2 protein-coding genes are annotated in these 16325 nt (G+C 74.8%); both read left to right on the top strand.

Annotated features, from left to right (window positions below; translation table 11 throughout):
* The first annotated feature begins 108 nt into the window (after positions 1 to 108).
* A complete protein-coding gene (locus AB0D66_RS00995) occupies positions 109 to 5640 on the top strand; it encodes an SDR family NAD(P)-dependent oxidoreductase (RefSeq protein WP_362294639.1) in 5532 nt (1843 codons plus the stop codon).
* A gap of 49 nt (positions 5641 to 5689) precedes the next feature.
* Positions 5690 to 16315 carry a type I polyketide synthase gene (locus AB0D66_RS00990; protein ID WP_362294636.1) on the top strand — a complete coding sequence of 3542 codons (10626 nt, stop codon included), beginning with the start codon at positions 5690 to 5692 and terminating at the stop codon, positions 16313 to 16315.
* The last annotated feature ends 10 nt before the right edge of the window (positions 16316 to 16325 follow it).

Raw genomic sequence — 16325 nt, 5'->3', positions numbered from 1 at the left:
TACGGCCGGGCCCGGGTGGGCCCGGCCGTACGGCCCGCATGACGGTGCGGGGACCCAGCACACCACCCACAGCATTCGCACACATCGATTTCCTGGGAGCTGAATTCAGTGGCTGACGAGGTACAACTCCGCGACTACCTCAAGAGGGCCATCGCCGACGCCCGCGATGCCCGCAAGCGGCTTCGCGAGGTCGAGGACCAGGCGCGGGAGCCCATCGCCATCGTCTCCATGGCGTGCCGGTACCCGGGTGGTGTGTCCTCGCCCGAGGACCTGTGGAAGCTGGTGGCCGACGGACGCGACACCGTCTCCGATTTCCCGGACAACCGTCACTGGGACCTGGAGGCGCTGATCGACCCGGATCCCGACAGTGCGGGCACCTCGTACGTCAGCCAGGGCGGCTTCGTCCACGACGCGGGCCTCTTCGACGCGGGCTTCTTCGGCATCTCGCCGCGTGAGGCCCTGGCGATGGACCCGCAGCAGCGCCTGCTGCTGGAGACCTCCTGGGAGGCGCTGGAAAGCGCGGGCATCGACCCGGCCGGGCTGAAGGGCAGCGACGTCGGCGTGTTCACCGGCGTCTCCGCCCAGGGGTACGGGACCAATGGCGGGTCGGTCGCTCCCGAGCTGGAGGCCTTCGCGGGCGCGGCGACGGCGTCGAGCGTGGCCTCGGGCCGCGTCTCGTACGTGTTCGGCTTCGAGGGACCCGCGGTGTCCGTGGACACCGGGTGCTCGTCCTCGCTGGTCGCGATGCACCTGGCGGCCCAGGCCCTGCGGCAGGGCGACTGCTCGCTGGCGCTGGCCGCCGGTGTGATGGTGATGGCCACGCCCGGCACCTTCATGGCCTTCTCCCGGCAGCGCGGCCTGGCCGCCGACGGGCGGTGCAAGGCGTACGCGGACGGCGCGGACGGCATGGGCCTGTCCGAGGGCGTCGGCGTGGTGCTGCTGGAACGGCTGTCGGTGGCGCGGGAGCGCGGGCACCGGGTGCTGGCCGTGCTGCGCGGCAGCGCGCTGAACCAGGACGGCGCGTCCAACGGCCTGACCGCCCCCAACGGCCCCTCGCAGCAGCGGGTGATCCGCAAGGCGCTGGCCAACGCCGGGCTCGCCCCCTCCGATGTGGACGCGGTGGAGGGCCACGGAACCGGGACGACCCTGGGCGACCCGATCGAGGCCCAGGCGCTGCTGGCCACGTACGGACGCGGCCGGGACCCCGAGCAGCCGCTGTGGCTGGGCTCGTCGAAGTCGAACCTCGGCCACACGCAGGCCGCCGCCGGCGTCGCCGGTGTGATCAAGATGGTCCAGGCGCTGCGGCACGAGGTGCTCCCGGCGACCCTGCACGTGGACGCGCCCTCGCGGCAGGTGGAGTGGACCGACGGGGCCATCGAGCTGCTGACCGAGGCGCGGGACTGGCCGCGGGGCGAGCGGCCGCGCCGGGTGGGCGTGTCCTCGTTCGGCATCAGCGGGACGAACGCGCACCTGATCCTGGAAGAGGCGCCCGAGGAGTCGGCGCCGGCCGCCGAAGAGGCGCGGCAGCCCGTGACGGCGCACGCCGGGGCGGTGCCGCTGGTGGTGTCGGCGCGCAGCGCCGGCTCCCTGGCCGGCCAGGCCGCGCGGCTGGCGGCGTTCATCGAGGGCGCCGACCGGGTGCCGCCGGCGGACATCGCCGGAGCGCTCGTGTCGGAGCGTGCGGTCTTCGGCGAGCGCGCGGTCGTCGTGGCGGAATCGGCCGACGAGGCCCTGGCCGGACTGCGGGCGCTGGCGCGCGGCGAGGACGCGCCCGGCCTGGTCACCGGGAGCGCCGTGACCGCGGCCGCCCCGGGCAAGGTCGTGTGGGTCTTCCCGGGCCAGGGTTCGCAGTGGGCGGGCATGGGCCGTGAACTGCTGGACTCCTCGCCGGTCTTCGCCGAGCGGATCGCCGAGTGCGCCGCCGCGCTGGAGCCGTTCGTGGACTGGTCGCTGATCGACGTACTGCGCGGCGACGCCGAGCCCGAACTCCTCGAGCGCGTCGACGTCCTGCAGCCCGCGAGCTTCGCGGTGATGGTGGGCCTGGCGGCGGTGTGGTCGTCGGTGGGCGTCACGCCCGATGCGGTGCTGGGCCACTCCCAGGGCGAGATCGCGGCCGCGTGCGTGGCCGGTGCGCTCTCGCTCCAGGACGCCGCTCGTGTGGTGGCGCTGCGCAGCCAGGCGATCGCCAAGGACCTTGCGGGGCGTGGCGGTATGGCCTCGGTCGCGCTGTCCGAGGACGAGGCCGTCGCGCGGATCGCGCCGTGGGCGGACCGGGTCGAGGTCGCCGCGGTCAACGGGCCGTCGTCCGTGGTGATCGCCGGTGACGCCGAGGCGCTGGACGAGGCCCTGGCGGCCCTGTCCGCCGAGGGTGTCCGGGTTCGTCGGGTCGCGGTGGACTACGCCTCGCACACCCGGCACGTCGAGGCGATCCGCGAGGCGCTCGCCGGGACGCTCGCCGGCATCGAGGCGCAGAGCCCGAGGATTCCCTTCTACTCGACGGTCACCGGCACGTGGGTGGGGGACTCCGAGGTCCTCGACGGCGCGTACTGGTACCGCAACCTCCGCGGCCAGGTGGGCTTCGGCCCCGCCGTGGCCGACCTCCTGGAACAGGGCCACGGAGTCTTCGTCGAGGTCAGCGCCCACCCGGTGCTGGTCCAGCCGATCAGCGAAACCGTCGACAACGCCGACCGCGACACCGACGCCGTGGTGACGGGTTCGCTGCGCCGCGAGGACGGCGGCCCGCGACGCCTGCTCGCCTCGATGGCCGAGCTGTTCGTCCGCGGTGTCGCCGTGGACTGGAACGGCGTCCTGCCGCGCACGACGGCGCGCGTGGACCTGCCGACCTACGCCTTCGACCACCAGCACTACTGGCTCCAGCCCGGCGAATCCGCCACCGACGCCCAGTCGCTGGGACTCGCCGGCGCCGATCACCCGCTGCTGGGTGCGGCGGTGCGGCTGCCGCAGTCCGACGGCCTCGTCTTCACCTCGCGGCTCTCGCTGCGCACCCACCCCTGGCTCGCCGACCACACCATCGGCGGAGTGGCGATCGTGCCCGGTGCGGCGTACGTGGACCTCGCGGTGCGCGCCGGCGACGAGTTCGGCTTCGGCGCGGTGGAAGAGCTCGTGATCGAAACGCCGTTGGCGGTGCCCGAGCACGGTGGCGTACGCGTCCAGGTCGCGGTGGGCGGTCCGGGTGAGGCCGGTGCGCGGACCGTGGAGGTGTACTCGCTGCGCGAGGACGCCACGGGCGGCGACGTGTGGACGCGGCACGCCAGGGGTGTGCTGGCGGAGTCGGCCCGGGCCGGCGGCGCCGGTAGCGGGTTCGACTTCGCGGCCTGGCCGCCGGCCGGTGCCCAGCCGGTCGAGATCGGTGACTTCTACCCCGGCCTGGCCGGGCGCGGCTACGCGTACGGTCCGGCGTTCCAGGGCGTGCGGGCGGTGTGGCGTCGCGGCGAGGAGCTCTTCGCCGAGGTCGCCCTATCCGAGGAACTGCGCAAGGACGCCGACCGGTTCGGCCTGCACCCCGCGCTGCTGGACGCGGCCCTCCAGGCCGGGACGGCCGAGGTCGCGGTGGAGGAGGCCGAGGGGCCGCGCCAGCCCCTCGACTGGAACGGCCTGGTGCTGCACGCCGTGGGCGCCTCGGCGCTGCGGGTGCGGCTGGCCCCGGCCGGCCCGGACACGCTCTCGGTCGAGGCGGCCGACGAGACCGGCGGCCTCGTCCTGACCCTGGACTCCCTGGTGTCCCGGCCCGTTTCCGTCGGGCAGGGGGAGACGACGGCGGCCGCCGCGGTCGCCGACTCCCTGTTCGGGGTGGAGTGGACCGCGCTGGCCCCGGCCGAGGGGGCGGAAACCGAACCCTGGTGGACTCCCGTGGCCACGGCGGAGGAGATCGAGGCCCTCGCCGAGAGCGTCGTGCCCACGGCCGCGCTCCTGGAGGCCACGGGCGGCGGCGCCGACGGGGACGACGCGGTCCTGGCGCTGACCTCCCGCGTGCTGGCGGCCGTGCAGGCGTGGCTGGCCGCGGCCGGGCTGGAGGAGTCGCAGCTGGTCGTGGTCACCCGCGGGGCGGTTCCCGCCGGTGACGGCGCGGTGAGCGACCCGGCCGGATCGGCCGTCTGGGGCCTCGTCCGGGCCGCCCAGGTCGAGAACCCCGACCGCATCATCCTGATCGACACCGACCCGGCCTCCGCCGAAGGAGCGCAGGCGGTGCTCGGCGCGGTCCTGGCGAGCGGCGAGCCGCAGGTCGCCGTACGCGGCACCGCCCTCTCCGTCCCCCGGCTCGTCCGGGCGGGCGGTGCGATCCCCGACGCCCCCGCGGTGTTCGCGACCGAGGGGACCGTCCTCGTCTCGGGCGCCGGCGCCCTGGGCGCCCTGGTGGCCCGCCACCTCGTCACCCGGCACGGCGTACGGAGCCTGGTGCTGGCCAGCCGCAAGGGCCCGGACGCCGCGGGCATGGCGGAGCTGGTCGCCGAACTCACCGAGCAGGGCGCCGCGGTGTCCGTGGCGGCCTGCGACGTGTCCGACCGCGGCCAGGTGAAGTCGCTGCTGGCCTCGGTCCCGGCCGAGCGCCCGCTGACCGGTGTCATCCACACCGCCGGTGTGCTGGACGACGGTGTGATCGCCGCGCAGACCCCGGAGCGGCTGGCGAAGGTGTTCGCCCCGAAGGCGGACGCCGTCCGGCACCTCGACGAACTGACCCGCGGCCTGGACCTGGACACGTTCATCGTGTTCTCCTCCGCGTCCGGCGTCTTCGGATCGGCCGGCCAGGGCAACTACGCGGCGGCGAACGCCTTCCTGGACGGCCTGATGTCCGCCCGCCGCGCCGCGGGCCTGCCCGGACAGTCGCTGGCCTGGGGCCTGTGGGAGCAGGCCACCGCCATGACCGCCCACCTCGGCGGCGCCGACCAGGCGCGGGCCGGACGCGGCGGTGTGCAGGCGATGACGGCGGCGGAGGGCATGGAGCTGCTCGACGCGGCCGCCGCCTCCGGGCAGCCGCTGCTGGTACCGGTCCACCTGGACCTGCGCACGCTGCGTACCCAGGCCGCGGCCGGCGCGGGAGTCCCGCACCTGATGCGGGGCCTGGTACGGGCGGGCCGGCAGATCGCCCGGACCGCGTCCGCCACCGACGGCGGGCTGGCCGCCCGCCTGGCCGGACTCGCCACGGCGGAGCAGGAGACCCTGCTCCTCGACCTGGTGCGTGCCCAGGTCGCGGTCGTGCTCGGCCACGCCGGACCGCAGGACGTCCGGGCGGAAATGGCCTTCAAGGACACCGGGTTCGATTCGCTCACCTCGGTGGAACTGCGCAACCGGCTGCGCGAGGCGACCGGACTGAAGCTCCCGGCCACGCTGGTCTTCGACTACCCGACCCCGCTGACCATCGCGCGCTACCTCCGGGACGAGCTCGGGACCAGCGACGACGTGCTGTCCCGGGTGAACGCGAAGATCGAGGACGTCGAGTCGCTGATCACCGGTCTGCGCCTCGACCAGAAATCCAGTATCGCCCTGCGGCTCCAGGGTTTGGTGGCCAGGTGCAACGGAGTGCTCGAGGCGACGGACGCCTCCACGGTGGCGGAGCAACTGGAATCCGCGTCCGCCGATGAAATCTTCGACTTCATCGACGGTGAATTCGGCCTCAACTGACACCAGTTCATGCTTTGCGGTTCCATCAAACCTTCGTAAGGACTAAAGAATGGCCACGGACGAAAAACTCCTCAAGTACCTCAAGCGCGTCACCACCGAGTTGCACACGCTGCGTCAGCAGGGCTCGCGCCATGCCGACGAGCCGATCGCGATCGTCGGCATGGCGTGCCGGTTCCCGGGCGGTGTGACGGGACCGGAGGACTTGTGGCGCTTGGTGTCCGAGGGCCGGGACGCGATGTCGTCCTTCCCGGAGGACCGTGGCTGGGACTTGGACGGCCTCTTCGACCCGGACCCCGATCACGCGGGTACTTCGTACACCGATCAGGGCGGCTTCCTTCAAGGTGCGGGGCTTTTCGACGCGGGGTTCTTCGGGATCTCGCCGCGTGAGGCGCTCGTGATGGACCCGCAGCAGCGCCTGCTGCTGGAGACGTCCTGGGAGGCGCTGGAGGGCGCCGGCATCGACCCGGTCTCCCTGAAGGGCACCGATGTCGGCGTGTTCTCCGGGGTGTTCACCCAGGGGTACGGGGCCGGTGTCGGTGCGATCCCGCCGGAGCTGGAGGGCTTCGCCGGGACCGGGGGCGCGTCGAGCGTGGCCTCCGGCCGGGTGTCGTACGTGCTCGGCCTCGAAGGCCCGGCGGTCACCGTGGACACGGCCTGCTCCTCCTCGCTCGTGACGATGCACCTGGCCGCTCAGGCGCTGCGCCAGGGCGAGTGCTCGATGGCGCTGGCCGGCGGCGCGACCGTCATGGCGACGCCCGGAACCTTCGTGGCCTTCTCCCGCCAGCGGGTCCTCGCCGGCGACGGCCGCTGCCGTGCCTTCGCGGACGGCGCGGACGGCACGGGCTGGGCCGAGGGCGTCGGCGTGGTCGTCCTGGAGCGGCTGTCGGTGGCGCGCGAGCGCGGGCACCAGGTGCTGGCGGTGCTGCGGAGCAGCGCGGTCAACCAGGACGGCGCGTCGAACGGCCTGACCGCCCCGAACGGTCCCTCGCAGCAGCGGGTCATCCGCAAGGCGCTGGCCACCGCCGGACTGGTGCCGGCGGACGTGGACGTGGTGGAGGCCCACGGGACCGGTACGGCCCTGGGCGACCCGATCGAAGCGCAGGCGCTGCTGGCCACCTACGGCCAGGGCCGCGACCCCGAGCAGCCGCTGTGGCTGGGCTCCCTGAAGTCGAACATCGGTCACACGCAGGCCGCCGCAGGCGTCGCCGGTGTGATCAAGATGGTGCAGGCGATCCGGCACGGCGTCATGCCCCCCACGCTGTACGTGGAGAAGCCCACCACGCAGGTGGACTGGACCGAGGGCGCGGTGGAGCTGCTGACCGAGGCGCGGGAGTGGCCCTCGAACGGCCGCCCGCGCCGCGCCGGCGTGTCGTCGTTCGGTGTCAGCGGCACGAACGCGCACGTGATCCTGGAGGAGGCGCCGAAGGAGGAAGCGGCGCAGGACACCGCCGAGGCGGCGCCCGCGGGTGCGGCGGCGCTGGTGGTGTCGGCGCGGAGCACCGGTGCGCTGGCCGGCCAGGCCGGGCGCCTGGCGTCGTACCTGGAGTCCGCCGCCGGCGAGGTGCCGCTGGCGGGCGTGGCCGGGGCGCTACTCACGGGCCGTGCCCTGCTCGGTGAGCGTGCCGTGGTCGTCGCCGGATCCGACGAGGAGGCGCTCGCCGGTCTGCGGGCGCTGGAGCGCGGCGAGAAGGCACCCGGTGTGGTCCTCGGCAGCGCGGCCGGTTCGGGCGCGCCGGGCAAGGCCGTGTGGGTGTTCCCCGGCCAGGGCTCGCAGCGCGTGGGCATGGGCCAGGAGCTGTACGACCGGTACCCGGTCTTCGCGAAGGCGTTCGACGAGGCGTGCGAGCAGCTGGACGCGCGGCTCGCCGGGTGGGTCGACCACCCGGTGGGCGACGTGGTGCTGGGCAAGGTGCCGGGCAGCGCCGATCTCCTCAACCAGACGGTGTTCACGCAGGCCGGCCTGTTCGCGGTGGAAAGCGCGCTGTTCCGGCTGGTGGAGTCGTGGGGCGTGCGCCCGGACGCCGTCATCGGACACTCGGTCGGCGAGATCACGGCCGCCCACGCCGCGGGCGCGCTGTCCCTGCGGGACGCGGCGCGCCTGGTCGCCGCCCGGGGCCGGCTGATGCAGGCGCTGCCGCCGGGCGGGGCCATGGTCGCCGTCGGGGCCGGCGAGGCGGAGGTCGCCGGACTGCTGGGCGAGGGCGTGGAGATCGCGGCCGTCAACGGCCCGACCTCGGTGGTCCTCTCCGGCGAGGAGGAAGTGGTCCTCGCCGCGGCCGCCCGGCTGAAGGAGCGGGGACACAAGACGAAGCGGCTGGCGGTCTCGCACGCGTTCCACTCGCTGCGGATGGAGCCGATGCTGGCCGAGTTCGCCGCGGAGCTGAGCGGCATCGACTGGCAGACCCCGGAGATTCCGGTGGTCTCGAACGTGAGCGGACGCCTGGCCGAGCCGGGTGAGCTCGCCGACCCGCAGTACTGGGCCGGGCACGTGCGCCGGCCCGTGCGGTTCGCCGAGGGCATCGCGGCCGCGGTGGAGTACGGCGGCACCCTGTTCGTCGAGCTGGGGCCGGGAGCGGCCCTCACCGGTCTGGTGGCGGAGACGGCCGCCGCCGCGGGCGCCGAGGCGACCTGCGTCGCCGCACTGCGCGACGGCCGCCCGGAGGAGCAGACCCTGCTGACCTCCGTGGCCGAGCTGTTCGTCCGCGGTGCGGCCGTGGACTGGAGCGCTCTGCAGCCCCCGACGGCCGGGCCCGCGTACGCGGACCTGCCGACCTACGCCTTCGACCGCCGGCACTACTGGCTTCCGCCGGCCGCGCAGGCCACGGACGCCGCCTCGTTGGGACAGGCCACGGCCGACCACCCCATGCTGGGCGCCGTCGTACGGCTGCCGCAGTCCGACGGGCTGGTCTTCACCTCCCGGCTCTCGCTGCGCTCGCACCCCTGGCTGGCCGACCACCGCGTCGGCGGTGTGGTGCTCGTCGCGGGTACCGGTCTGGTGGAGCTCGCGGTGCGCGCCGGCGACGAGGTCGGCTGCGGCGTTCTGGAAGAGCTCGTGATCGAGGCGCCGCTGGTGGTGCCCGAGCAGGGCGGCGTACGGGTACTGGTCGCGGTCGGCGGCGCGGGCGCGAACGGCTCCCGCACGGTGGACGTGTACTCCCAGCGCGAGGACGCGATCGACGACGGCCCGGACACCTGGGCGCGCCACGCCACCGGCACGCTGTCCGCCACGGCTCAGGCGGGCGCCGGCGGTACCGGTTTCGACTTCACCGCCTGGCCGCCGGCCGGTGCCCAGCCGGTCGAGGTCGGGGACTTCTACGCCGGCCTGGTCGAGAGCGGTTACGGCTACGGCCCGGCGTTCCAGGGCCTGCACACGGTGTGGCGGCGCGGCGAGGAACTCTTCGCCGAGGCCGCCCTGCCCGAGGAGCACCACAAGGAGGCCGCCAGGTACGGCCTCCACCCCGCACTGCTGGACGCGGCCCTGCACACCGGCATGTTCGGCGCCGGGACGGGCACGACGGGCGAGGAGCCCGGGCGTCCGGTGCTGCCGTTCGCGTGGAACGGCCTGCGCCTGCACGCCGCGGGCGCCACCGCGCTGCGCGTCCGCATGGCGCCCGGCGGGCCCGGCGCCGTGTCGCTGACGGCGGCGGACGAGGCCGGCGGCCTGGTCGTGACGCTGGACTCGCTGGTGTCCCGTCCGGTGTCCGCCGAGCAGCTGGAGACGGCTGCGGACACGGTGACCGCCAACTCGCTGTTCCAGGTCCAGTGGACCGAACTGCCCGCCGTCCAGGGCGCGGAGCCGGCGCCCTCCCGGGTGGCGGTGTCCACCGACGCGGACGTGGCGGCTCTCGCCGAGGGCGGGCAGGCCCCCGCGGTGGCGCTCCTGGAGGCCGTCGGCGGCGCCGGCGGCGAGGACGCCGTCCTGGCCCTGACCTCCCGCGTCCTGGGCGTCGTCCAGGCGTGGCTGGCCTCGACCGGGCTGGAGGAGTCGCAGCTGGTCGTGGTCACCCGCGGCGCGGTCCCCGCCGGCGACGGCACGCTGAGCGACCCGGCCGGATCCGCGGTGTGGGGTCTGGTGCGTGCCGCGCAGGCCGAGAACCCCGACCGGATCGTCCTGATCGACGCCGACCCCGCCGGCGACGGCGAGGTGGCCCCCGTCCTGGGTGCGGTGCTCGCGAGCGGCGAGCCGCAGGTCGCGGTCCGCGGCACGGCGCTGTCGGTACCCCGGCTCGCCCGCACGGCGGCCCAGAGCGCCGACGCCCCCGCGGTGTTCGGGCCCGAAGGCACGGTCCTGGTCACGGGCGCCGGGTCGCTGGGCGCGCTCGTGGCCCGCCACCTGGTCACCCGCCACGGTGTACGGAGCCTGGTGCTGGCCAGCCGCCGCGGCGCGGACGCCGAGGGCATGGCGGACCTGGTCGCCGAGCTGACCGGGCAGGGCGCCGCCGTGTCGGTGGCGGCCTGTGACGTCTCCGACCGCGGCCAGGTGGAGGCCCTGCTGGCCTCCGTGCCGGCCGGGCACCGCCTGACCGGTGTGGTGCACACCGCGGGCGTGCTGGACGACGGTGTGATCGCCGCGCAGACCCCGGAGCGGCTGGCGAAGGTGTTCGCCCCGAAGGTGGACGCGGTGCGCCACCTCGATGAACTGACCCGCGGCCTGGACCTCGACGCGTTCGTCGTCTTCTCGTCCGCCTCGGGCGTCTTCGGATCGGCCGGCCAGGGCAACTACGGTGCGGCCAACGCCTTCCTGGACGGTCTGGTGGCCGGCCGCCGCGCCGCGGGCCTGCCGGGCCTGTCCCTGGCCTGGGGCCTGTGGGAGCAGATCAACGGCATGACCGCCCACCTCAGCGGCGCCGACCAGGCGCGCATGAACCGCGGTGGCGTGCAGGCGATATCCGCCGTCGAGGGCATGGAGCTGTTCGACGCCGCCGTGGCGTCCGGGCAGGCGCTGGTCGTGCCGGTCAAGCTGGACCTGCGCAGCGTGCGGGCCGACGCGGCGGCCGGTGCGGGCGTGCCGCCCCTGATGCGGGGCCTGGTACGCGCGGGCCGGCAGCAGGCGCGCGCGGCGTCCGCCGGGGACGGCGGGCTGGTCCGCCGCCTCGCCGGGCTCGGCGCGGCAGAGCAGGAGGCCCTGCTCCTCGATCTGGTGCGGGCGCAGGTCGCGCTCGTGCTCGGGCACACCGGGCCGGGCGGTGTCGGGGCGGAGACGGCGTTCAAGGACGCCGGGTTCGACTCCCTCATCTCGGTGGAACTGCGCAACCGGCTCCGTGAGGAGACCGGCCTCAAGCTTCCCGCCACGCTGGTCTTCGACTACCCGACCCCGCTGGCGCTCGCCCGCTACCTGCGCGACGAGCTCGGGGACACGGTGGCCGAGGCCCCCGCCCGGGCCGTGGCCGCCGCCGCGGACCCCGACGAGCCGATCGCGATCGTCGGCATGGCGTGCCGCCTGCCGGGCGGAGTGACGGACCCCGAGGGTCTGTGGCGGCTGGTGTCCGAGGGCCGCGAGGGCATGTCGGACTTCCCCGACGACCGCGGCTGGGACCTGGACGACCTGTTCGACTCCGACCCCGAGAGCACGGGCACCTCGTACACCTCCCAGGGCGGCTTCCTGCGCGGGGCCGGGCTCTTCGACCCGGTCTTCTTCGGGATCTCGCCGCGCGAGGCGCTGGCGATGGACCCCCAGCAGCGGGTGCTGCTGGAGACCTCCTGGGAGGCCATGGAGCAGGCCGGCATCGACCCGGCCTCGCTCAAGGGCACCGACGTCGGCGTGTTCTCCGGCGTGTCCAGCCAGGGCTACGGGGCCGGCGCCGGCGAGGCGCCGGAGCTGGAGGGCTTCGCGGCCACCGCCTCCGCGGCGAGCGTGGCGTCCGGCCGCGTGTCGTACGTGTTCGGATTCGAGGGCCCGGCGGTCACCATCGACACCGCCTGCTCCTCCTCCCTGGTGGCCATGCACCTGGCCGCGCAGTCGCTGCGCCAGGGCGAGTGCTCGATGGCCCTCGCGGGCGGCGCGACCGTGATGGCGTCCCCCGGCACCTTCGTGGAGTTCTCCCGCCAGCGCGGCCTGGCCGCCGACGGGCGCTGCAAGTCCTACGCGGACGGCGCCGACGGCACCGGCTGGGCCGAGGGCGTGGGCATCGTGGCCCTGGAACGGCTGTCGGTGGCGCGTGAGCGTGGCCACCGGGTGCTGGCCGTACTGCGCGGCAGCGCGGTCAACCAGGACGGCGCGTCCAACGGCCTGACCGCCCCGAACGGCCCCTCGCAGCAGCGGGTCATCCGCCGGGCGCTGGACAGCGCCGGCCTCTCCCCGTCCGATGTCGACGTGGTCGAGGGGCACGGAACCGGCACGCCCCTGGGCGACCCGATCGAGGCCCAGGCCCTCCTGGCCACCTACGGCCGGGGCCGTGACCCGGAGCGGCCGCTGTGGCTGGGCTCCCTGAAGTCGAACATCGGCCACTCGCAGGCCGCCGCCGGTGTGGCCAGCGTGATCAAGATGGTGCAGGCGCTGCGGCACGGGGTCATGCCCCCGACACTGCACGTGGACGAGCCCACCAGCGAGGTGGACTGGACGGCGGGCGCCGTCGAGCTCCTGACCGAGGCGCGCGAGTGGCCCCGGGACGGCCGCCCGCGCCGGGCGGGCGTGTCCTCGTTCGGCATCAGCGGAACGAACGCGCACCTGATCCTGGAGGAGGCGCCGGCGGTGGCGGCGGAGACCGCCACCGAAGAGCAGGCCCCCGCCGGTGTGGTGCCGTTGGTGGTCTCCGCGCGCAACGCCGGCTCGCTGGCGCGTCAGGCCGAGCGCCTCGCGGAGTTCGTCGAGGGCGCCGAGGCGGTGTCGCAGGCGGACGTGGCCGGGGCGCTCGTGTCGGGCCGCGCGGTCTTCGGTGAGCGGGCGGTCGTCCTGGCCGGTTCGGAGCAGGAGGCGCTGGCCGGGCTGAAGGCGCTGGCGCGGGGCGAGAGCGCGGCCGGTGTCGTCTCCGGCAGCGCCGGTCCGGGTACGCCGGGCAAGCTGGTGTGGGTGTTCCCGGGCCAGGGTTCGCAGTGGGCGGGCATGGGCCGGGAACTGCTCGACTCCTCCCCGGTGTTCGCCGAGCGGATCGCGCAGTGTGAGGCGGCCCTGGAGCCGTACGTGGACTGGTCGCTGACCGAGGTCCTGCGCGGCGAGAGCGCCCCCGAGCTCATCGAGCGGGTCGACGTCCTGCAGCCGGCCAGCTTCGCCGTCATGGTGGGCCTGGCGGCCGTCTGGTCGTCCGTGGGCGTCACGCCGGACGCGGTGCTCGGCCACTCCCAGGGCGAGATCGCCGCCGCCTGTGTCGCCGGGGCGCTGTCCCTGGACGACGCGGCGCGCGTCGTGGCCCTGCGCAGCCAGGTCATCGCGTCGGAGCTGGCCGGACGCGGCGGGATGGCCTCGGTCGCACTGACCGAGGACGAGGCCCTCGCGCGGATCGCGCCGTGGGCCGACCGCGTGGAGATCGCCGCCGTCAACGGGCCGTCCTCCGTGGTCGTCGCCGGTGACGCCCAGGCCCTGGACGAGGCCCTTGAGGCCCTGTCCGCCGACGGCGTCCGAGTCCGCCGGGTCGCGGTGGACTACGCCTCGCACACCCGCCACGTCGAGGACATCCGCGACGCGCTGGCCGAGGAGCTGGCCGGCGTCGAGGCGCAGGCGCCGACGGTGCCGTTCTACTCGACCGTGACCGGCGGTTGGATCGCCGACGCCGGAATCCTGGACGGCGGCTACTGGTACCGCAACCTGCGGGCACGGGTGGGCTTCGGCCCGGCCGTGGCCGACCTCCTGGCCCAGGGCCACGGGGTGTTCGTTGAGGTCAGCGCCCACCCCGTGCTGGTCCAGCCGATCACCGAGACCGTCGACACCGCCGACACCCAGGCGCTTGTGACGGGCTCGCTGCGGCGCGAGGACGGCGGCCCGCGCCGCCTGTTCGCCTCGATGGCCGAGCTGTTCGTCCACGGTGTGGCCGTGGACTGGACCGGAGTCCTGCCGCGGGCGGCGCAGCCCCGGCGCGTGGACCTGCCGACCTACGCCTTCGACCACCAGCACTTCTGGCTCCGGCCGGCCGGGCAGCCGACCGACGCGAGCTCGCTGGGCCTCGCCGGAGCCGACCACCCGATGCTGGGCGCCGTCGTGCAGCTGCCGCATTCCGACGGCTTCATCTTCACCTCGCGCCTGTCGCTGCGCACCCACCCCTGGCTGGCCGACCACCGGGTCCGCGGCGTGGTCCTCGTACCGGGCACCGGACTGGTGGAGCTCGCGGTGCGCGCCGGCGACGAGGCCGGCTGCGGAGTCCTGGAAGAGCTCGTGATCGAGGCGCCGCTGGTGGTGCCCGAGCACGGCGGCGTACGCGTCCAGGTCGTGGTCGGCGGACCGCGTGAGAACGGCTCGCGCACGGTGGACGTCTACTCCCAGCGCGAGGACGCCGCCGGCGAGGGCGGCACCGACACGTGGACCCGGCACGCCACCGGCATGCTGGCCGTCACGGTGCGGGCGAACGCCACCGCGTTCGACTTCGCGGCCTGGCCGCCGGCCGGCGCGAAGCAGGTGGACGTCAGCAGCGGCTACGGGCAGCTCGCCGAGATCGGCTACGGCTACGGCCCGGCCTTCAAGGGCGTACGGGCGGTGTGGCGGCGCGACGGGGAACTCTTCGCCGAGGTCGCCCTGCCCGAGGAGCACCGCAAGGAAGCCGGCCGGTTCGGCATCCACCCCGCGCTGCTCGACGCGGCCCTGCACTCGGCCATGCTGACGGCCGCCGCGGCGGCGGCCGACGGCGTCGAAGACGAAGGGGACGGCCAGGAGCTGCAGCTGCCGTTCGCGTGGAACGGGCTGGAGCTGTACGCGGCCGGCGCCTCCGTGCTGCGCGTGCGCATCGCGCGCAACGAGGACGACGCGATGTCGTTCCAGGCGGCCGACGAGACCGGCGGCCTGGTCGTGACGATGGACTCGCTGGTGGGCCGCGTGGTGTCCCCCGAGCAGCTGGAGACGGCCGCCGGGACGCCCGGCGCCGACGCGCTGTTCCAGGTGAAGTGGAACGAACTGCCCCTGACGCAGGGGACGCGGTCCGCCCCGACGTGGGTGGCCGTGTCCACCGCCGAGCAGGTGGCGACGCTGGCCGACGACGTCGAATCGGGCGCTCCGGCCCCGGCGATGGCGGTCATGGAAGCCGTCGGCGGCAGCGCCGCGGGCGAGGACGCGGTGCTGGGGCTGGCCGGCCAGGTGCTGGAGGTCGTGCAGTGCTGGCTGGCCGGGACCGGGCTGGAGGAGTCGCGGCTGGTGGTCGCGACCCGGGGCGCGGTGCCCGCCGGCGCTGCCGGCACGGTGACCGACCCGGCCGGAGCGGCCGTGTGGGGCCTGGTGCGGGCCGCGCAGGCGGAGAACCCGGACCGGATCATCCTGGTCGACACCGACCCGGCTGGAGGCGATGCGGAACAGGCGCTGGCAGCGGTCCTGGCCAGCGGCGAGCCGCAGGTCGCGGTGCGCGGAACGACCCTGTCCGTCCCCCGGCTCGCCCGGGCCGCCGGCCAGGTTCCGGATGCCCCCGCGGTGTTCGGGCCGGAAGGCACCGTCCTCGTCTCGGGCGCCGGTTCGCTGGGCGGCCTCGTCGCCCGGCACCTGGTCTCGCGGCACGGCGTACGGAGCCTGGTGCTGGCCAGCCGCCGGGGTCCGGACGCCGAGGGCATGGCGGACCTGGTCGCGGACCTGACCGGGCAGGGCGCCGCCGTGTCGGTGGTGGCCTGTGACGTCTCCGACCGCGGCCAGGTGGAGGCCCTGCTGGCCTCCGTGCCGGCAGAGCACCCGCTGACCGGTGTCGTGCACACCGCGGGCGTGACCGACGACGGCGTGATCGGGATGCTGAGCCCGGAGCGGCTGGCGCGGGTGTTCGCACCCAAGGTGGACGCGGTGCGGCACCTCGACGAGCTGACCCGGGGCCTGGACCTCGACGCCTTCGTCGTCTACTCCTCCGTCTCGGCGGTCTTCATGGGCGCCGGCAGCGGCAGTTACGCGGCGGCCAACGCCTTCCTGGACGGCCTGATGGCCGAGCGCCGGGCGGCGGGCCTGCCGGGCCTCTCGCTGGCCTGGGGCCTGTGGGAGCAGACCAACGGCATGGCGGAGCACATCGACGACCTCACCCGCAACCGGATGAACCGTCGCGGCGGCCTGCTGCCGATCACCCCGGTCGAGGGCATGGACCTGTTCGACGCCGCCGTCGGCACCGGCCATGCACTGCTGGTGCCGGTCAAGCTGGACCTGCGGGCGCTGCGCACCCAGGCCGCGGCCGGCGGGGGAGTCCCCCACCTGCTGCGCAGCCTCGTACGGGCGGGCCGACAGCAGGTGCAGGCCTCGGACGCGGCCGAGGACCCGCGCCGCCTGTCCGAGCGGCTGACCGGACTGTCCGCCGCCGATCAGACGAAGGTCCTGCTCGACCTGGTGCGGGCCCAGGTGGCCGCCGTACTGGGCTACAGCCCGACGTACCACTTCGACGCGGACCAGGGGCTCTTCGAGATCGGCTTCGACTCCCTGACCGCCATCGAGCTCCGCAACCGGCTGCGCAACATCACCGAGACGAAGCTCTCTCCCAACCTCGTCTTCGACCACCCCACGCCCGGTCTGCTCGCCGGGTACCTGCACGAGCTGATGTGCGGCGAAGAAGCCGCCGCAGCGATCTCCGTCTGAAGAAAGGCGA

Origin of the sequence: Streptomyces sp. NPDC048270, from assembly GCF_040652335.1 — a bacterium.
Lineage (GTDB): Bacteria > Actinomycetota > Actinomycetes > Streptomycetales > Streptomycetaceae > Streptomyces.
This window is presented reverse-complemented; position numbering and strand designations above follow the sequence as displayed.